Raw genomic sequence first — 16,868 nt, 5'->3', positions numbered from 1 at the left:
TGATGAAACCGACAGAGCGACGTCTACTGCGTGAGGTACCCGCGATGCGACGTCACCTGGTGGTGACGACGGGAACGGCCACCGCGACAGGGGTAGCCATCATTCTGCAGGCCGATCTGCTGGCGCGAGTGCTCACGGGCGCGTCGGCGACGACCCTGGTTGCGCTTGCCGCCGTGGTCGTCGCCCGCGCCGGGCTGGTGTGGGGACAAACGGTGCTTGCTCGGCGCGCCGCGGCCGAGGTCAAGGCCGACCTGCGCGATCGCCTGCTGGGCCATATCGGGCGACTGGGTCCGTTCCGGCTGGGTCGTGAACGTCACGGTGAGTTGATCGCGCTGGTCACTCGCGGATTGGACGCGCTCGACCCCTACTTCACCGGTTATCTGCCGAAGTTCACCGCTGCCGTCGTCGTGCCACCGCTCATCCTGGGCAGGCTGGTATTCGCCGATTGGTCCTCCGCGGTGATCATCGCTGTCACGCTGCCGCTCATCCCGGTGTTCGGTGCGATGGTCGGCCTGCATACTCGGCGACGCACCGAACTTCAGTGGGCGCTGCTGGGTCGGCTCGGCGGCCATTTCCTCGACGTCGTCACCGGATTGCCCACACTGCGGGCCTTCGGGCGCGCGCATCATCAGGTCGAAATCGTGCGACGGATTGCTGGCGGTATTGATGAGGTTTCTCGAGTACGAGGGCAGCATCACCATCGGCGGTGTGGAACTGCGTTCGCTGCCAGGCGATCAGGTGCGTCGCCTCATGACCGGCATGACCCAGGATGCACATGTGTTCCAGGAGAGTATTCGCGCGAACCTGCGCTTCGCGAAGCCGGACGCCAGTCGCAACGATCTCTGGGAGGCCGCACGTCAGGCTGGCCTGCTCGACTGGATCGAGTCTTTGCCCAGTGGCTGGGACACTGAAGTCGGCGCGGGCGGTGCCGCGATGTCCGGGGGTCAACGCCAGCGCCTGCTATTGGCCCGCGCATTATTGGCCGATCCGCCGATATTGCTGTTGGACGAGCCCACCGAGGGCCTGGACTCCGTTACTGCCGACCATTTGATCCGCGACATACTTTTCGCTACCGGTAATCGCACCACCGTCTTGATCACCCATGATTTGGCTGTCCAGTCCGCCGCCGACGAGATCCACTCGATGGACGACACATCCGATCTGTTCGCGACCAGCCATTCGTTCTCCGATTGACTGACGCTCGGGCCGATCCGGGAACCGGCGGCCGCAGATCCGGGGGCGAGTTGGAAATCAGCCTGTAGCCGTTGGTGACGTTGCGTACTGGCCGGTGGCACAGGCGAATCGGGCTTACCTTCGGCGACTACCTGCCGCGGGTGCCGACTGAATCGGTCTTTGCCGGTAGTGGTGTGCTTGTTCATCGGCGCAGCACATCGATCGGCAACAAATCAGCGTTCGGGGGAGATGACGGTGTCGGGCGCGACCAATCCCACGAGCGCGCCGACCACCTGGCGCAGGGTTGATTCGCTGACGACACCGATGCGGTCTTGCAGCCATGGCCGGTACACAGGGGTGATCCGGTAAACGACGGCGGACAATCCGGGCAGCGGGTCGGCATCGGAGAAGGGTACGGCCAGTCCGGGCATTTTCGGCGTGAGCTCCACCGGAACCGCGAGCACGGTCGGCAGAATCGCATTGGCTGCGGTGCGGGAGACGATCAGCACCCGATCGCCCCCGAGTGATGACGGCTTCTCCCGCCCGGCGATGGTGGGCAGGTAATGCCAGAGTTCCCCGTGCGCGGGCGTGGCGGCGGTTACCACGCCGCGCCGTCAGCGCGAATCGCCTCGGCCATGGCGGCGCGTTCGGCTTCGACCTCGGCGAAGTGCTCGGCGGTGTCCCGCCCCTGCGCTCGCTCATAGTCGGCGGCGATCCGGGCGGAGTTGGCCAGCAGCTTGTCCCGCAATGCCGATTCCACGAAGGCGGACAGTTTGATGCCCAGCTGCGCGGCGACTTCCTTGGACTGCTCCAATACCGTGCCGTCCAGGCTCAGCGAAGTATTAGCCTTCATATTGCGAATCCTAGCAGTGATCCAAGCATGATTCCTGTCATCCTTCGCCATAAGCTGCCTGCACCGGATCTCCATATTCGGTCGCTACATTGGCGGTCGTGAATCGAACAGGGCTCGTGTCGGCCGCGGGAGTGGTGCACTCGGTGATCCGAGTTGTGCTGTCGCTGACCATGATTGGCTTCGGCATGGTGAAAGTGATTCCGACGCAGTTCATTGTCTTCACGCTGCCGGGGGAGATGTTGGTGCCGCTGGGCGAATCCTCCTCCTCGGGGATGCTGTGGAAATTCATGGCGACCTCCACGCCCTATACGGTCATCACCGGCGCGGTAGAGGTGATCGGCGGGCTGTTGCTGATCTTCCGGCGCACCGTATTGCTCGGCGCGCTGGTCTGTATGGTCGCGTTGATCCAGGTGAGCATCCTCAATATCGCCTACGACGTTCCGGTGATCGCCCCGCCGCTGCTCATGCTGGCCATGGCCTTGGCGGTATCGGTGCCGTGGTGGTCAGGGCTGATCGATGTGTTGTTCCGGAACCGGGATTCGGCGGCGCTACCGCCGCCCCGTGCCGATCGCCGGCGAATTCGCTTGGTGGGCACCGCCGCCCACTCGGTGGCCGCTGTCCTGGTCGTACTGTTCATGGGAGCCAACGGCATCCGGACCTATTACGACTACACCGAACGACTCTCCCCGCTCGATGGCGTATGGGCGGTGGACGAATTCCATGGCGACGGTCCCCGCTGGGTACGGTTCGCGATCGACGACCGTCCCGCCTCCCAGCGCCTGGTCCTCGTCCGTGACGACGGCGAGCTCACCACCCGGGATTTGACCGTCGCGACAACGGAATCGGTGCTGCGCGTGGGCGGATGGACACTGCGATATACACAGCTGTCCGACACCGGGCTGCACCTCATCGGCCAATTCGATGGAGGGCCGATAGACACGACCCTGCGCCGTATCCCCCTGCGCACCGAAACACGCGATTTCCGCTGAGACGCGGCGAATCTCGAGTTCGGCTTCGTGATGTTCGAGCGCGGCGCCGTCACCTCGGCTGTTCGATCGCGACCACGTTGTATGAGGTGGTCGGCACCGGTGTCGTCGTGTAGCGGGCGTTCGGGACGTACAGGCGATCTCCGAACTCGGCTACGGTCGTTGGAGTGTCGAAGCGCTGGTCTGTGATGCGTTGTGCGACTGTCCCTTTCGTGCCCGCGTCGTCGAGGGCGATCACGGCGATGGTGTTGGACCGGTTCTGCACGACGAAGAGTGTGTGATCGCGCAGGAGCAGGCCGTCTCCGTCGGGCACCGTCTCGGTGCCGAGATCGATTCGCTGTGTGGCGCCCGTCGCGGGGTCGACGCGGAATAGCCGGCCGGTCACCGACTGCACGATGATCAACCCGGTGCCGTCGGGTGTGCGCGCAATTCCGTTGGCGTTGAACGCTTCCGGTACGTAGTCGATATCTCCGGACAGTGGGACTCGCTCCACCGTCGCAGGCAGAGCACCGCCGGGATCGAGGGGCAGGCGGTAGAGCACGGGCGAGCGCGAGTCGGTGAACCACGCGCCTGTGGGCGTGACTGTCACGTCGTTGACGAATGTGTCCGGCGGTGTGCCGAGTCGGTAGGTCGCCAGGACCGCGCCGGAACAGGCGTCCAGGACGCGGGCGTCGCCCCCTGCGCCGCTGGCGACGAACAGCCGACCGTGATCGTCGAGTTCGAGTCCGAGCGATTCGGTTCCCGCGCCGGGGCTCAGGAGAGCGCCCCGCCCGGTCATCAGATCCACCCGGAAGATGGAACCGTCGGCGCGCGAGCCGAAATAGGCCACCGGGAGCGGCCCGATCTCGATGCCCTCGGGCCGGAACCCGGCGGGCAGGTTGATCGTGGTGGGGAACATGGGGCCGTCCGCCGTTGCCGCCGGGGCCAGTGCCGCGCCGCCGAGGCAGGCGAGCGCGAGCGCGACAGCGAACCGCTTCATCGCATCGCTCCCTCGGAGCTATCAGAAGCACGATGTACTGCTGGACGTTTCACATACTCAATCTCACCCATACGCAATCAATGAGTCCAATACATGATTGTCACCTCATCGATCGTGATTCATGATTGATCAGTGGAGCTCCAGCAGATGCGCTATGTCATCGCCGTCGCCGAGACGAACAGCTTCACCCGCGCAGCCGAACGATGCCTCGTCGTCCAATCCGCTCTCAGTCACCAAATCGCGCGCCTGGAACGGGAATTGGGCGCGAAACTCTTCGAGCGCACCAGCCGCCGAGTGCGGCTGACCCCGGCCGGCGCGGCGTTCCTGCCGGCCGCGCGCCAGTGCCTGGAGGCCGCCGAGCGAGCCACCGCCGAGGTCACCGAGGCCATCGGCGAGGTACGCGGACGGCTGGCCGTGGGATTGATCCCCACCGTCGCCGCGGTCGACATCCCGGGCGCGCTGCGCGATTTCCGCGAGCGGCACCCGTACGTGCGCATCAGCCTGCGGGTGGGTGCGAGTGAGGACCTCGTCGGCCTGGTCGAGCAGGGAGCCATCGATGTGGCCTTTCTCGGCCTGCCGACCACATCGCGGCCCGAAGGTGTCGCTGTCCATGAACTCGCCCGTGATCGGCTCGTCGCGGTGGTCGCGCCGAACCATCCGCTCGCCGACGAGCCCGCGGTGGATCTGCGCACGCTCTCGTCCGAGGTATTCGTCGATCTCCCCGCCGGGACAGCCGGACGCGTCCAATCCGACCAAGCCTTCGCGGCCGCCGGCCTCCGCCGTGACGTCGCTTTCGAGGTCACCAGTGCGGATTTCATCGCCCGACTGGTCGGTCCGGGCCTGGGCATCGCCATGCTCCCCTCGGCCTACGTGCCCCATCTCACCGGCGTGACAACCATCGAGGTCACCGATGCGCCGGCACGCGTCGAGTACATCGTCTGGAGCCGTGTCGGCAGCACGCCCGCGGCGACCGCCTTCCTCACCATTCTCGACATTCCGGCGATGCTCGATAAGGAATGATCAGCGTCGAATTGACCTGCTGGACTGCGGGGACAGCCCCAACTCGGCGACTATCGACAGGATCGATGCAACCAGTAGGAGTCGATCCCAATCGAGGTACCACTCGAGAGGTACCGCACGACGTGCGTTTCGCGGTCCACGTTCTCGGCTCGGTCCGGGACCAGTCGTATCCGGCTGTCAACCGCCTAAAATCGCGGTCGGGTCGCCGTCGAACCAGGTGTTGTCGATGCGCATGCGGCGGACTGTTCGAAGGCGTGGACGCGAGTCGTGTTGCCCTGGAGCAGGTCCGGGTGGAGCCGGGGCAGCGGGGCACCCATGAGACCTACATGGTCCGGACGCGGTAGCTGCGGTTCGGTCAGAACGTTTCGGGATCGGGGTGCAGCAGTCGCTGTGGTCCGGCGCCCTGTTCGGCGAGGCTGTCCGAGGGGTTCAGGACGTAACAGCGGCGCAGCGAGAGGCAGCCGCAGCCGATGCAGTCGGTGAGTTCGCGCTGAAGTCGTTCGAGTTCGCGGCGGCGCGCTTCGAGGTGGTCGCTCCAGCGGCGCGAAATGCGATTCCAGTCGCGTTTGCTCGGCATGTGGTCCTCGGGCAGGGTCGCGAATGCCTCGGCGACCTCGGCGAGCGGGATGCCCAGCCGTTTGGCGAACAGCACCAGCGAGAGTCGCCGCAGCACGTGACGGGGATAGCGGCGCTGATTGCCCGAGGTGCGGATCGAGGTGATCAGCCCCTGCTCCTCGTAGAAGCGCACCGCCGAGGTCGCCACGCCCGCTCGTTCGGCGAGATCGCCGATGGTCAGCAGATCGCTCGGAGTTCGTTTCATGAAGTGCACTTTCGCTTGACTTCAACATGACTTTAAGTTCTAGCGTAGCTTCTCGTGACGCGAAATCCCTTGAACACCAGTGTGAAGGCAGCAAACCCGCCGGAGGATCGCCCTCGCGCCGACGGCGTCGGAAGCTGGTCGGAACTGTTCTCGGGCCGTCACGCCATGGTGGTGTCGATCCTGGCCGGTGGCATTGCTCTCTACGCGATGAACCTGTATTTCACGGCCGCGCTGCTGCCCTCGATCGTCGGCGATATCGGCGGCGATCGGTATTACGCCTGGGTCGCAACGGGGTTCCTCATGGCGGCCGTTATAGCCTCCATGTTGGTCAGCCGGATCCTCGGGAATTGGGGTGGTGCGAAGGCCTACCTGACCGGGTTCCTGGTGTTCGCGGCCGGTGCCGCGATCAACGCGGCGAGCCCGGCCATGGAGATACTCCTGGTGGGACGGGTCATTCAGGGCTTCGGCGGCGGCCTGCTGGCGGGCCTCGGTTATGCGGTCATCAGAACCGCTCTGCCGGAACATCTTTGGGCGCGTGCCGCCGGCCTGATGTCGGCCATGTGGGGCGTGGGTACACTCGTCGGACCGGCCACGGGTGGGCTGTTCGCCGAGTTCGGCGCGTGGCGCTGGGCCTTTGTGCTGCTGATGGTCGTCGCGGTTGTCCTGGCCGGTCTCACCCTCTGGGCGCTGCCGCGCGGTGGCGGTTCCGCCTCCGATCGGACGGCGATTCCGATGCTTCCACTCGCGCTGCTCACCTCGGCAGCCGCCGCGTTCAGTCTCAGCTCCGCGGTGTCACCGGGAGCGCCCACCGCGATCACACTCGGTGTGGGTGTGGCGCTGATCGCCGGGTTCCTCGTGGCCGAGAAACGGGGCCGAGTGAGTGTGCTGCCGAAACTTACTTACGCACAAGGCAATTCACTCAAGTGGATCTACCTGACCGTCGCGGCTCTCTGCGCGGGCGTGATGACCGAGAACTTCGTCCCCCTGTTCGGTCAGCAACTCGGTGGCCTCTCGCCGCTCGTCGCGGGCCTGCTGGGCGCGGCGCTTTCGGTCGGCTGGGTGCTCGCCCAGACCTTCAGCGTCGGTCTCGCCGCGCGATCAGCCCGCCGAGTGATCCTGCTCGCGCCGCTGATGCTCACCGGTGGGCTGATCGCCTACGGCCTGCTCCAGGCCGACACCGCATCGACTCCACGCATGATCGCTTGGGGCGTCGCCCTTTTCCTTGCCGGCGCCGGAATCGGCCTTGCCTTCCCACACCTGAGCGTGGCGGCGATGAGCAGCACCGCCGATCCGGCCGAGGGCGCGAAGGCGGCCGCCGCCCTCAACACCACCCAACTGATCTCCTACACCGTCACCTCGGCCATCGCGGGCACGCTCCTCCGCCTGGGCGATGCCTCACCCGTCGATTCGGCCCGCTTGATGACGATCGGCATCACAGTCCTCACGGCGCTCGGTGTCGTCACCACCTTCATGGCAACACGGTTCCGTTCTCGTGCTTGACGATTCGGCGAGGCCGAGAAGAAAGGCACCGCCATATGCGGCACCGTCTGCCAGGTCGACAACAGGCACAAGCGCATTCCACCAGCCACGGCGAAATGTCGCACACCCACCCGATTCCGAGAGACCCGAGGTGCGGTGAGTGGGACCTTCTTACGCCGGTCCTCCACCGGCCCCCGCGCGGGTCGAATCCCCATCGCCGGGGAAGTCCGGAAAGAGCGTCACCTGCGGGCGAGTAGCAGCCCACTCCCGCACCCAGGCCCCGATCGGCCCGTAGATCTCGGCGGAAACCAGCTCCGTACATTCCCCGATTTGCTCCAGCCACTTCGCGCCACGCTCGTTATGCTCCATGGCCGCATCCGAATCGACATATTCTTCGATCGCCACATAACTACCCGGCACCGTGGAAAACCACCGATACCTGAGCGTCTCGGCCTCCTCGAGCGCCTGCGCCCGCAACGCGAGCGCGGCCTCCTCGAACTCGGCCTGTCGGCCATCCCGGACGTCGAAACGCACTCGCACGAAGAAGCTCATCACCGCATTCCACCCACTCGGCGTCGGAAGATCAACTGCCCGAGATCATCTCGACCTGCCTGGGCCCCTCATCCTCCGCGTTCATTGGTATTCCGGCGGTGGCTCACTAACGTAGCGGGCCGCCACGATCACCGCATCCATATCGATCTCGAGGCCCTGATTCTGTTTCTGCATTTCACGGAGCTGCAATACGGCATCCTGCGGGCGAGAGTGATCAGTTCCTGCCGGACAAAGCCGATCAACAACATCCGGACGGCTGCGATCGCCGCCGTAGGAGCAGCCGAGCCTCGATCGGTGCAGCTCGAACAATGGCGCGCCGATCGGGCATGTCATTGCAGGATCGAGTTCGTTTGTCGGTCAACAGCTTCGCTCGATGGCTACCATCGAAGGGTTTGAGGTGTTTCGGCGACGCGCTTCTCGCGGCGGTACCTGTGGTCGGCCGAGGACGGTTGACCACCCGAGGCATGACCTACGGTTCGCTCCCGGATCGGCCTGATGGCAAGGCTCTGACAAGCCGATTTCCGGACCGGTTGGGGAGGGAAACTCTGGACTACTTCGGTATCGGATCCCCTCGGAGATCGGTTGCCAGCCAGTTGACCAGTCGTAACGCGGCGTCGCCGCGGGACGCCAGGAATGTCGAGAGTCTTTGGTGGCGGCCTGATCCTGCAGCCGTCATCCCACGATTCTGTCACCGCTCAGATTATCGGCCGCTCATCGTAGGCCGGGCCCGTCCGAACGCATCGCGTTGTGCCCCTCCGATCTGCGGCACCGGAGAATGTAGCTGTCTACGGGACAATGATCTTGGAATGGTTGGTAGCGCTTTCCATTCCAACAGAGGGGTTTTCAGACGATGACGACTGTTCGCACTGCCTGCTGCGGGCGCAAGGTGTGGAGGATGAGGCGGAGTCATGGTTTCGCGAGGCCACGGCGCCGCGGCAGCATCAGCGCGGGTATGACCGCGACAACTCCGATCGCGAGTGCCCACCAGTACGTTTGGGTGAACGCGTGGGCCAAGGCCTGGGTGGCCTGATCGGTTCGGGGGGTTCCGGTGAAGGCACCGGGGGCCCGATGCTCGATATTGCGCTGGATCAGCACCAGCAGCGCCGCGACACCGAATGAGCTGCCCGCGCGCACGCCGACGTTGGTAGCGGTTGTGGCCGAAGGGATTTCGGAGTGGCGCAGGGTCTGGTAGCTGGCGCCCATCGCCGCGGGCATGATCATGCCGTGTCCGAGGCCGATCACGAATAGTATTGCCAAGAACAGGATTTCGCCGGTGCCCGGCCCGACCCGGGTGAGACCGAGCATGCCGAGCAGAACCACGGGCAGTCCGATACAGATCAATAATCGGGGGGAGTATTTGTCGCTGAGCTTGCCGGTGATCAGCGTGGTGGCGATGGCGCCGAGCCCGAGGGGCGCGACCATAGCGCCGGAGCGCAGCGGGGTATCGCCGTCGACGGACTGAAAATACAACGGCAGCAACGCCATCAGACCCGACAGGGTACCGATGTAAATGAACATCATCGCGTTGACCGCGGCGAAGTTCCGATCCCGCAGCAACCGGACATCGACGAGCGCGGCCTCGCCCATGCGGCGCGCGTGCAAGATATAGCAGCCGACCAGAACGATTCCGGTCAGCACGCCGGCGAGGACTCGGATATCGGCCAGACTCGTCCCACTGCCCGCCAGCGAGGCGCCATACACCAGCACGCCCAAACCTGGTGACAGCAGCGCCAATCCGAGAATGTCCAGCTTGGCGCCGCGGTCGCGGACCGGGTCGCCCGGCAGCAGCCGAATCGCCGCGATGACCGCGATCGCACACAGCGGAACGTTAATGTAGAACATCCACCGCCATGACAGGTGCCCCAGGATCAGACCACCGACCGTCGGGCCGAGCACCGGGGCGAGCATCGCGGGAACCGCGACCGCGCTCATCACGCGCCCCATCCGGGCGGGTCCCGCAGCGCGGGCCAGCATCGTCTGCCCTATCGGCATGACCATGCCCGCGCCGAAGCCCTGCAGCAAACGAAACACGATGAGCGTGGTGATATTCCAAGCCATTCCGCACAGAATCGATCCGATGATGAACAGCAGCAGCGAGACGATCCACATCGTCTTCGGGCCGAACCGCGCTATCGCCCATCCCGACAAGGGGATGCTCGCCGACAGCGCCAAGGTGTATCCGGTCAGCACCCACTGGACTGCCGTGAGCGAGGTATTGAACTGAGTACCGAGAGTATTGACGGCCACGCTGGTGATCGTGGCGTCCAGGATCGTCATGATCGCGCCGAGCACGACTACGATCACCAGTTTGCGCAGGGCTGGGTCGAAGCCGGTCGGTGCCGGCGGAGCCTGTGTCATCGCGCTGTCTCCCAATCACGGCGCGAAGCCCGTTGCGTTTGCGCATTTCCGCGCCGAATGCCGCCCACCCCGGTCCGCCGACGGTGCGGTCGACGAGCGGGCAGGGCTACCTGTTCCTCGTGGGTGAAGTGCGTATCCAGCGCCGCGGCCGGCGCATCCACATCGGACCGCAACTGCAGGCCGCCAGCGGAATTGGCGATTCCGGCTTCCATCTTGGACAGCAATTCCTCGATGCCCTCGTGTTCGGCCTCCATCTCGTCGAGGATCGCCAGGTCTGCCGGATCCTCGACCGCGGTGCGCACCAGCGGCCACAGGGCGGCGTCCTCGGTGCTGTGATGTCGGTCGAGCTGGCGCAGGAACGTCTCCCATCCGACTCGCACCGAGGGCTCACCGAGGCGATCCTCGGCGACGGTGGCGGTGAGGCGGATCAGGTAGCGCATGCGCGCGTCGTGGGCCGGATACATTCCGAAGAGATCGATTGTGGTGGTTGGTCTGTGGTCGTTCATGGTCATCTGAAACCGTTCTTGTGCGACTATTTTGGGCAAAACTGGGAGTTCGGATCAGGGATAAGCGCTCACGGCATGACCGAGCCGCCCGCGATATCGAGCGTGATGCGGGTGATCCACGACGACGCGGCAGATGCCAGGAACAGCGCTGCGGAGGCAACGTCATCGGATGTGCCGAGCCGTCCCAGCGGGTAGCTGCCCGCCAGCTGCTGCCGCTGTTCGTAGGCGCAACCGCTCGTTCTCGATCGTGGCGGGCGCCACGCAATTGACCCGAACACCCTGGGGCGCGAGCTCATTGGCCAGATGCCGACTCATCCCCACGACTCCCGCCTTTGCCGCGGTGTACGCGGCCGCGCCGCGGCTGGCTTGCCGGCCCGCCGAGGGCATGGTGACGACAGTGCCGTAGCGCTCGGTCAGTTCCGGCAGGAATGTCGAGATGCAGGAAGGTCGCCGTGAGATCGGAATCCACCACGTACCACCAATGTTCGGCGGTCTCCTGGATCGTCGGCACCGGCTGGCTGTAGCCGCCGGCGAAGGCGATCACGATGTCGACCCCGCCGAATCGATCCAGGATCAGGGCGCGTACCCGGTCCAAGTCGAGTTGGGAGGGGCCGCCAGGGCTTGCCCGCCCTTATCGGTGATCGCGGTCGCCACGCCGTCGAGCGCGGCCTGGTCGTGGCCCACCACGGCCACGGCGACACCGTTGCGGGCCAGCGCGGCGGCGGTGGCCGCGCCGATTCCGCGGGAGCCGCCGGTCTTGCCCGCCAGATCCGGGTGGTTGGCCATTACTGCAAGGTCCGGAGTAGTCACGCGACTGTCCTTTCGCGGCCGTTTAATTTAGTTAGACCGTGTGTATGAATAAATCAGGTTCACCGGATACTGTCAAGGCCATGAGTCCGCGTCAAAACAACCTGGGGAAGCGCACCGCGCAGATCGAGCAGAGTCGCTGGCAGGTTCTCGATGCCGCCCGGGCAGTGCTGGGTGAGGCCGATAGCTCACCGGATTCACGCTGGACGCGATAGCCAAGCGCGCGGGCGTGGCCCGTGCCACGGTCTACCACCAGTTCAAGTCGAAAATCGTTCTGCTGGAAGCAGTTTGCGACGATCTCGGCGTGGCCGGCGGACTGTCCGAACTGGTCAAGGCCTTCGCCGATCCCTGATCGGCTTCGCGAGACGGCAACGCCGAATCTGTCGGGCAGCCGCCGGACCTGGTGGACCGCGAACGCCAGCTCGTCGGCCTGACTTCAGTCAGAGCGAGTGCGCTGTAATGCCGCTTCCCGGCGGCCTCTCTGAGTCTCTTCAGCGCACGACCGAGCATCCTTCTGGGGAGTGTGGTACCCGTAGCTGCCACTTCTCAGCCTCGCTATCGGATGTTCCCAGTTTGGAATCAGTTTCCGCCCCGCCCTGGAATTTTGGAAGAAACTCGGCCAAATCTCGCCGTGAAATCTTCCAAACCGCGATCAGTGCGAGTGTACTGATGTCTATCCCCGGCGGACGGGAAACGCCAAGTGCCCCAACTGATTACCGGACATCGCGGACCACCCAGACATATCCGACATCGAACCCATTGGGGAGGTGACCGAGGATGTTCGGCCTTCCACCGTTAGACCACGGCGCAGTACCCGAAGAGACCCTGACAACCGCGCGCGCTCATCGAATGATGCAGGAGCACATGGAATGTCAGGTCACCACATGTCGCGCGCGGGCACAGGCGAGAAGCAAACTGGTCAGTGGCGGACAGCTTGTATTGCAAGCCGGTGTCTGCTCCCCGGCCCCACAGAATCCGAAGGCGACCGTAGATCGGTGGGTCTCATGAATCCGAATCCCGTTGTCAGCCATGTGATGCCGACCGATCCGGTGACGGACTACGACGAGGCGCAGGCACTGATGGCGCTGCACGTCGAGTGTGAACGCACCTGCGAAGCGAAGTCCTACCTCACCTCGGTGCTGTTGTGGCTGAAACCCAAGCAGACCGGCGAAGCCGCGCCACCGCTGAGACTCGTCTGAAGAACTTCCTCAGACCAAAGTATCTGTAACCGTCGGTTACAGATACTTTGATTCTTACCGAAGAAAGGGGGGATTGCCGCGCACGACGGGCGACTGATGCCTCAGACTTTAGCACCGTGCCCGCCGCGCTGCGGCACCTCCCCGCGAATTCGGGCTAGCCGAAGACGCGCGCGCCACCGACGTAAGTCTGGGCGACCTCGGTGTCGGCGATGTCCGACAGCGGGTGTTCGAACGGATCCCTGTCCAGCACAACGAGATCCGCGAGGGCGCCGACGCGGAGCGTGCCGGTGTCGTCGCGCCGGTTCACATATGCCGAACCGGCGGTATACGCGGCGAGGGCGGTCATCAGATCCAGTCGCTGCTCCGGCAGCAGCGGCGGCTTATCCGAACCCGGATGCCTGCGGTTGACCGCGACGTGGATACCCGCCAGCGGACTCGCATCGCTGACCGGCCAGTCACTGCCGGCCGCCAAGGTGGCCCCGGCTCGCTGCAGATCGCCGAACATGTACTGCCGTTCGGCCAGGTCACCACCCATGAACGGGAGGGTGAGCTCATCCATCTGCGCCTCGTGTGCGGCCCACAGCGGTTGCAGGTTCGCCACCGCGCCCAGTCGATGGAAGCGCGCAACGTCGTCGGCGTGCACAACCTGCAGGTGTGCCAGGTGATGGCGATTGCCGCGCGCGCCATTGGCCACGAGTGCGGCTTCGACCGCGTCGAGGGCCTCGCGGACCGCGCGGTCACCCAGGGCATGGAAGTGCACCTGGAAATCGAGTGCGTCCAGTTCGGTTACGTAGTCGCGCAAGGCGATCGGGTCCACGAAGCTGAGTCCGGCATTGCTGGTGCAGCAGCCGTGCCGGTCCTTGTACGGGACTGTCATGGCGGCGGTGTAATTCTCCGCGATACCGTCCTGCATGATCTTGACGGTGTCGAGGCGGAATCGCTCGGACCGGAATTGCTTGCGGCGCAAGATCATTGCCGGAATCTGCTCGGCACCCTGCTCCCGTTCCCACCACTGTGCGCCGGTGACCCGGGCGGTCAGCGTCCCGTTCTCCGAGGCCTCGAAGTAGGCTGCGGCGTGATCGGTCGGGCCGCCGTCGGCGCTGACGTACGCGTCCTGCCAAGCGGTGATGCCCAGCGCGTGCAGATGGGCCTGCGCCCGCAGCAGCCCGGCCATCCGATCCTTGTCGGTGATCGGCGGCACCACCCGGTCGACCAGGTGAATCGCGCCCTCCTGCAGCATCCCGGACGGGGTGCCGTCGGCCTCGCGTTCGATGCGGCCGTCGGCCGGATCCGGGGTATCGGCGGTGACGCCTGCCAGTTCGAGCGCCCGGGTATTGGCCCAGGCACCATGGTGGTCCCGATTGGAGAGCAGGACCGGGCGGTCGGGGACGATGGCATCGAGCTGCTGGCGGGTCGGCAGTCCACCCGGGAAGCTCTCCATGGACCAGCCGCTACCGGTAATCCATTCCCGCCGTGGATGTTCGGCGGCGTACGCGGCGATCCGCCGCAGGTATTCAGCCAACTCGACCGTGCCGGTGAGATCGCACGCACCCAGTTCCACACCCGCCGAGACCGCGTGAATATGCGCGTCCTGGAATCCGGGCAGCAACGCGCGCCCGGCCAGATCCACCACTTCGGTTCGCGGACCGATCAATTCACGCACCTCGGCGTGCCCGACGGCGGTGATGCGGTCACCGGTGACGGCGACCGCGGTCGCGCGGCTGCGCGCCGAGTCCATGGTGAGGACGGTGCCGCCGGTGAAAACCAGTTCGGCGTGGGTCATTCAGTTGCTCCTGACAACGAGAGAGTCGATTCGGGCAGGGCTGGCTCTTCGATGACCAGCGTCCCGCGCTCGGGGCGCAGGAAGTAGGGGGATCGCCGCACCCATTTGGCCCAGGCGGCGACCGCGATACCGGAGAGGATCATGACCAGCGGTACGGACAGGATGAACCAGCCGTTATCGGCGGCGACCTCGTAATGATCGGTGCCGGTCGCGTAGTCCAGGCACATCAAAACCGCCAGAGTGAGCAAGATGATCGCGCCGATGATCGGCAGGATGACCGCCCCCAGCGCATCACGGAGACCGCCCCGCAGCAATCCGCGGAATCGCGAGGCCGCCGCCAGCGCGGTCGCGGCGTAGTAGAGCGCGACGACGATGCCGATGGCGTTGACCGTCGCATAGATCAGGTCGGGCACCTTCGGAATCGCCAGTGCCACCACACACACCACCACCGCGAGCGCACCGAGCAGCAGAGTTCCAGCGGCCGGGGTGCCATAGCGCGGGTGCACCCGCGCCCACACCGGACCCAGCGTGCGATCCCGGCTCATGGCGTACATACCACGCACCGTGGGCAGCACACCCGATTGCAGGGAGGCGACCGCGGAGAAGGTCAGCGCGATCATGGGCAACAACGTCAGCGGCGAAGTGGCCAGTGCGTTACCGAAGTAGACCAGCCCCTCGGCACCGTGGTCGGCCATGTCGTCCAGCGGCAGCACACGCTGAAATGCGAAGGAGGCCAATACGAACAGGCTCAGCATGAGGATCAGCGTGTACGCGCCCGCGCGGCCGGAGGTACGGCTGTCGTGACACTCCTCGGTCATGCTGAACGCGGAATCGAAACCCCAGTAGCAGAAGACCGCGATGACAATGCCCTGCACGAACGCCGAGCTGGACGGGATGTCGAACGGATTGATCCAGTCGAGACTGAACGGCTGGGTGCCGACGAACAGGCCGTAGCCGCAGAAACCGAGCAGCACGACGTATTCGAAGACCAGCAGCACACTCTGCACCTTGGCGGCCAGGTCCACGCCGACAATAGCGGTCACCACGGCGGCGACCAACACGACCAGACCCACCAGGGTGGATTGCAGGGTGGAGTCGGGGGTGAGTTCGAGCCCGCCGATATTGTGCAACCCGGCTTGACCGGCCAGCGCCAGAATCGATGATCCGGTGACGGTGGTGGTGTATGCCAGGAACAGCACCATGCTCACGGTCATGACCCAGCCGCACAGGAATCCGAGCCACGGATTCAGCGAGCGGCCGACCCACACGTAGGTATTTCCCGCATTGGGTTCGACCCGGTTCAGCCGGGCATACGCGCCGGCGATGCAGGCCACCGGCACGATGGCCAGCAGCATGATGATCGGCAGATGCAGGCCGACAATGCCCGCGGTGAGGCCCAGGCCGATGCCGATGCTGGTGGTGGCCGCGGTACTCGACGCGGCGATGACGACATTGTCGAGAACGCCGAGTGACCTACGCATTGGGGTGTTGGTCATGCAGTTCAACTTCCGAAAGTGGGGACGCGCACATGAGGGGTGAGCAATATAAGAAATGTCAACGTCTATTTATGTCAATAGTGTTGACATAAGCTTCCCTCTCATGAGCGACGTTCGGACCCCCGGAAAACCACGCCAGCGGCACCGACCCAGCAAACAGGGAGCGATGCTCTCGGAGGAGCTGATCGTCGAGACCGCGCTGCGCATGATGCGCGAGCACGGCGCGGGCGGCCTTTCGGTGCGCCGCCTCGGCGCGGCCTTGGGCGCGGATCCCTCAGCACTGTATCGGTACTTCGCGGGCACCGACGACCTGCTGCTCGCGGTCGCCGACGAGCTCATCGGGCGAGCGATAGCGGGGTATGTGCCCACTGGGGATTGGCGACAGGATATTCGCGCTATTGGTCACCGCATTCGAGATGGATATATGGACTGCCCGCAGGTTGCCACACTCACCATGTATCGCACCACCGGACGGCGCAAAGAGGTCGAATCCATCAACACCATCGTCGGTGTCCTGCGCGACGCGGGCTTCCCGGACGACGAGGCGGTGCGGCTGTATCACGCCCTGGTCGACCAGGGCATGGCCAGCGCGGCGCAGCAGGCATGCTGGACCGCACTGCCCGATGCGGCCCGGGAGGCGGAGTATCGGGTCTGGGATGAAACCTATCCAGCACTCTCTCCGCAAACCTATCCGCATCTGGCTGCCGTAGCGCCGCTGCTGCGGGACGAAATGCGTTGCAACTCCTACGATTACGCCCTCGAACTGTTTCTCGATGCCGCCGCTGCCCGACTCCAGGTGTTACGACCTCGTAAATCTCGTGCCAAGACCACGATTCGGCCCGATCCGGCGGCCTGAT

At 65.0% G+C, this 16,868-nt stretch carries 21 protein-coding genes and 2 pseudogenes; 9 read left to right on the top strand and 14 right to left on the bottom strand.

What is annotated here, in order from left to right; genetic code table 11:
- Positions 1 to 2: 2 nt before the first annotated feature.
- Positions 3 to 575: pseudogene (locus GFY24_RS43800) on the top strand (ABC transporter transmembrane domain-containing protein); the annotation flags it as partial.
- A 91-nt stretch (positions 576 to 666) separates the two neighbouring features.
- On the top strand, positions 667 to 1,194 hold the full coding sequence (locus GFY24_RS22980) for an ATP-binding cassette domain-containing protein (protein ID WP_153807125.1): 528 nt from the start codon (positions 667 to 669) through the stop codon (positions 1,192 to 1,194).
- 212 nt (positions 1,195 to 1,406) lie between these two features.
- On the opposite strand, the gene GFY24_RS22975 is transcribed toward GFY24_RS22980, so the two are convergent.
- Together GFY24_RS22975 and GFY24_RS22970 are read right to left on the bottom strand one after the other, a co-directional pair.
- Positions 1,407 to 1,778 (bottom strand): hypothetical protein, encoded by a 372-nt coding sequence (locus tag GFY24_RS22975; protein WP_153807124.1) that lies wholly within the window; start codon positions 1,776 to 1,778, stop codon positions 1,407 to 1,409.
- A complete protein-coding gene (locus GFY24_RS22970) occupies positions 1,772 to 2,026 on the bottom strand; it encodes a hypothetical protein (RefSeq protein WP_153807123.1) in 255 nt (84 codons plus the stop codon). Before GFY24_RS22970 ends, GFY24_RS22975 begins: the two co-directional genes overlap by 7 nt.
- 98 nt (positions 2,027 to 2,124) lie before the next feature.
- On the opposite strand from GFY24_RS22970, the gene GFY24_RS22965 reads away from it, so the two are divergent.
- The gene (locus tag GFY24_RS22965; protein ID WP_153807122.1) at positions 2,125 to 3,015 is read left to right on the top strand and encodes a hypothetical protein; all 891 of its coding nucleotides are present in this window, start codon (positions 2,125 to 2,127) and stop codon (positions 3,013 to 3,015) included.
- A gap of 49 nt (positions 3,016 to 3,064) precedes the next feature.
- Here the strand turns inward: GFY24_RS22965 and GFY24_RS22960 are convergent, their stop codons facing one another.
- Positions 3,065 to 3,991 (bottom strand): SMP-30/gluconolactonase/LRE family protein, encoded by a 927-nt coding sequence (locus GFY24_RS22960; protein ID WP_153807121.1) that lies wholly within the window; start codon positions 3,989 to 3,991, stop codon positions 3,065 to 3,067.
- A 132-nt stretch (positions 3,992 to 4,123) separates the two neighbouring features.
- Here GFY24_RS22960 and GFY24_RS22955 point away from each other — a divergent pair, with 132 nt between their 5' ends.
- On the top strand, positions 4,124 to 5,011 hold the full coding sequence (locus tag GFY24_RS22955; RefSeq protein WP_309231209.1) for a LysR family transcriptional regulator: 888 nt from the start codon (positions 4,124 to 4,126) through the stop codon (positions 5,009 to 5,011).
- A 355-nt stretch (positions 5,012 to 5,366) separates the two neighbouring features.
- On the opposite strand, the gene soxR is transcribed toward GFY24_RS22955, so the two are convergent.
- Complete coding sequence (soxR, locus tag GFY24_RS22945; protein ID WP_153807120.1) at positions 5,367 to 5,831, bottom strand: redox-sensitive transcriptional activator SoxR; 465 nt, start codon at positions 5,829 to 5,831, stop codon at positions 5,367 to 5,369.
- Positions 5,832 to 5,885: 54 nt separating this feature from the next.
- Here soxR and GFY24_RS22940 point away from each other — a divergent pair, with 54 nt between their 5' ends.
- Positions 5,886 to 7,331 carry an MFS transporter gene (locus tag GFY24_RS22940; protein WP_309231208.1) on the top strand — a complete coding sequence of 482 codons (1,446 nt, stop codon included), beginning with the start codon at positions 5,886 to 5,888 and terminating at the stop codon, positions 7,329 to 7,331.
- 150 nt (positions 7,332 to 7,481) lie between these two features.
- Here GFY24_RS22940 and GFY24_RS22935 read toward each other — a convergent pair whose 3' ends face one another.
- The 8 genes and pseudogenes from GFY24_RS22935 to GFY24_RS42190 all read right to left on the bottom strand — a co-directional run bounded on the left by GFY24_RS22935 (position 7,482) and on the right by GFY24_RS42190 (position 11,536).
- The gene (locus tag GFY24_RS22935) at positions 7,482 to 7,862 is read right to left on the bottom strand and encodes a putative quinol monooxygenase (protein WP_153807119.1); all 381 of its coding nucleotides are present in this window, start codon (positions 7,860 to 7,862) and stop codon (positions 7,482 to 7,484) included.
- A gap of 81 nt (positions 7,863 to 7,943) precedes the next feature.
- Positions 7,944 to 8,195: a hypothetical protein gene (locus GFY24_RS22930; RefSeq protein WP_153807118.1), complete on the bottom strand. Its 252-nt coding sequence runs from the start codon at positions 8,193 to 8,195 to the stop codon at positions 7,944 to 7,946.
- Positions 8,196 to 8,768: 573 nt separating this feature from the next.
- A complete protein-coding gene (locus GFY24_RS22925) occupies positions 8,769 to 10,220 on the bottom strand; it encodes an MDR family MFS transporter (protein WP_153807117.1) in 1,452 nt (483 codons plus the stop codon).
- Positions 10,217 to 10,726 (bottom strand): hemerythrin domain-containing protein, encoded by a 510-nt coding sequence (locus GFY24_RS22920; RefSeq protein ID WP_194852986.1) that lies wholly within the window; start codon positions 10,724 to 10,726, stop codon positions 10,217 to 10,219. The genes GFY24_RS22925 and GFY24_RS22920 overlap by 4 nt, the downstream gene beginning before the upstream one ends.
- Before the next feature lie 68 nt (positions 10,727 to 10,794).
- Positions 10,795 to 10,935: pseudogene (locus GFY24_RS43015) on the bottom strand (SDR family oxidoreductase); the annotation flags it as partial.
- Positions 10,889 to 11,113 (bottom strand): SDR family NAD(P)-dependent oxidoreductase, encoded by a 225-nt coding sequence (locus GFY24_RS43795; RefSeq protein ID WP_375336082.1) that lies wholly within the window; start codon positions 11,111 to 11,113, stop codon positions 10,889 to 10,891. The pseudogene GFY24_RS43015 and the gene GFY24_RS43795, both read right to left, overlap by 47 nt.
- On the bottom strand, positions 11,019 to 11,321 hold the full coding sequence (locus tag GFY24_RS43010; RefSeq protein ID WP_255458716.1) for a hypothetical protein: 303 nt from the start codon (positions 11,319 to 11,321) through the stop codon (positions 11,019 to 11,021). Before GFY24_RS43010 ends, GFY24_RS43795 begins: the two co-directional genes overlap by 95 nt.
- Positions 11,300 to 11,536, bottom strand: a complete 237-nt coding sequence (locus GFY24_RS42190; protein WP_309231206.1) for an SDR family NAD(P)-dependent oxidoreductase — start codon at positions 11,534 to 11,536, stop codon at positions 11,300 to 11,302. Before GFY24_RS42190 ends, GFY24_RS43010 begins: the two co-directional genes overlap by 22 nt.
- Positions 11,537 to 11,616: 80 nt before the next feature.
- Here GFY24_RS42190 and GFY24_RS43005 point away from each other — a divergent pair, with 80 nt between their 5' ends.
- The 3 genes from GFY24_RS43005 to GFY24_RS22905 all read left to right on the top strand — a co-directional run bounded on the left by GFY24_RS43005 (position 11,617) and on the right by GFY24_RS22905 (position 12,732).
- Complete coding sequence (locus GFY24_RS43005; protein WP_255458715.1) at positions 11,617 to 11,748, top strand: hypothetical protein; 132 nt, start codon at positions 11,617 to 11,619, stop codon at positions 11,746 to 11,748.
- A gap of 14 nt (positions 11,749 to 11,762) precedes the next feature.
- Positions 11,763 to 11,885, top strand: a complete 123-nt coding sequence (locus GFY24_RS22910; RefSeq protein WP_194852985.1) for a hypothetical protein — start codon at positions 11,763 to 11,765, stop codon at positions 11,883 to 11,885.
- Positions 11,886 to 12,537: 652 nt separating this feature from the next.
- Positions 12,538 to 12,732, top strand: coding sequence for a hypothetical protein (locus GFY24_RS22905; RefSeq protein WP_153807114.1), 195 nt, complete (start codon positions 12,538 to 12,540; stop codon positions 12,730 to 12,732).
- 154 nt (positions 12,733 to 12,886) lie between these two features.
- Here the strand turns inward: GFY24_RS22905 and GFY24_RS22900 are convergent, their stop codons facing one another.
- Together GFY24_RS22900 and GFY24_RS22895 are read right to left on the bottom strand one after the other, a co-directional pair.
- Positions 12,887 to 14,515 carry an amidohydrolase gene (locus tag GFY24_RS22900; protein WP_153807113.1) on the bottom strand — a complete coding sequence of 543 codons (1,629 nt, stop codon included), beginning with the start codon at positions 14,513 to 14,515 and terminating at the stop codon, positions 12,887 to 12,889.
- Positions 14,512 to 16,011: an APC family permease gene (locus GFY24_RS22895; protein ID WP_153807112.1), complete on the bottom strand. Its 1,500-nt coding sequence runs from the start codon at positions 16,009 to 16,011 to the stop codon at positions 14,512 to 14,514. Before GFY24_RS22895 ends, GFY24_RS22900 begins: the two co-directional genes overlap by 4 nt.
- 103 nt (positions 16,012 to 16,114) lie before the next feature.
- Between GFY24_RS22895 and GFY24_RS22890 the strand changes: the two genes are divergently transcribed.
- A complete protein-coding gene (locus GFY24_RS22890) occupies positions 16,115 to 16,867 on the top strand; it encodes a TetR/AcrR family transcriptional regulator (protein ID WP_153807111.1) in 753 nt (250 codons plus the stop codon).
- Position 16,868: the final 1 nt, after the last annotated feature.

Origin of the sequence: Nocardia sp. SYP-A9097, assembly GCF_009649815.1 — a bacterium.
Taxonomy (GTDB): domain Bacteria; phylum Actinomycetota; class Actinomycetes; order Mycobacteriales; family Mycobacteriaceae; genus Nocardia.
This window is presented reverse-complemented; position numbering and strand designations above follow the sequence as displayed.

Coding starts and splice junctions, on each gene's coding strand:
- GFY24_RS22980 (WP_153807125.1), top strand. CDS start 667: ATGAGGTTTCTCGAGTACGAGGGCAGCATCACCATCGGCGGTGTGGAA.
- GFY24_RS22970 (WP_153807123.1), bottom strand. CDS start 2,026: ATGAAGGCTAATACTTCGCTGAGCCTGGACGGCACGGTATTGGAGCAG.
- GFY24_RS22960 (WP_153807121.1), bottom strand. CDS start 3,991: ATGAAGCGGTTCGCTGTCGCGCTCGCGCTCGCCTGCCTCGGCGGCGCG.
- soxR (WP_153807120.1), bottom strand. CDS start 5,831: ATGAAACGAACTCCGAGCGATCTGCTGACCATCGGCGATCTCGCCGAA.
- GFY24_RS22935 (WP_153807119.1), bottom strand. CDS start 7,862: ATGAGCTTCTTCGTGCGAGTGCGTTTCGACGTCCGGGATGGCCGACAG.
- GFY24_RS22930 (WP_153807118.1), bottom strand. CDS start 8,195: ATGACATGCCCGATCGGCGCGCCATTGTTCGAGCTGCACCGATCGAGG.
- GFY24_RS22925 (WP_153807117.1), bottom strand. CDS start 10,220: ATGACACAGGCTCCGCCGGCACCGACCGGCTTCGACCCAGCCCTGCGC.
- GFY24_RS22920 (WP_194852986.1), bottom strand. CDS start 10,726: ATGAACGACCACAGACCAACCACCACAATCGATCTCTTCGGAATGTAT.
- GFY24_RS43795 (WP_375336082.1), bottom strand. CDS start 11,113: ATGCCCTCGGCGGGCCGGCAAGCCAGCCGCGGCGCGGCCGCGTACACC.
- GFY24_RS43005 (WP_255458715.1), top strand. CDS start 11,617: ATGAGTCCGCGTCAAAACAACCTGGGGAAGCGCACCGCGCAGATCGAG.
- GFY24_RS22905 (WP_153807114.1), top strand. CDS start 12,538: ATGAATCCGAATCCCGTTGTCAGCCATGTGATGCCGACCGATCCGGTG.
- GFY24_RS22900 (WP_153807113.1), bottom strand. CDS start 14,515: ATGACCCACGCCGAACTGGTTTTCACCGGCGGCACCGTCCTCACCATG.
- GFY24_RS22895 (WP_153807112.1), bottom strand. CDS start 16,011: ATGACCAACACCCCAATGCGTAGGTCACTCGGCGTTCTCGACAATGTC.
- GFY24_RS22890 (WP_153807111.1), top strand. CDS start 16,115: ATGAGCGACGTTCGGACCCCCGGAAAACCACGCCAGCGGCACCGACCC.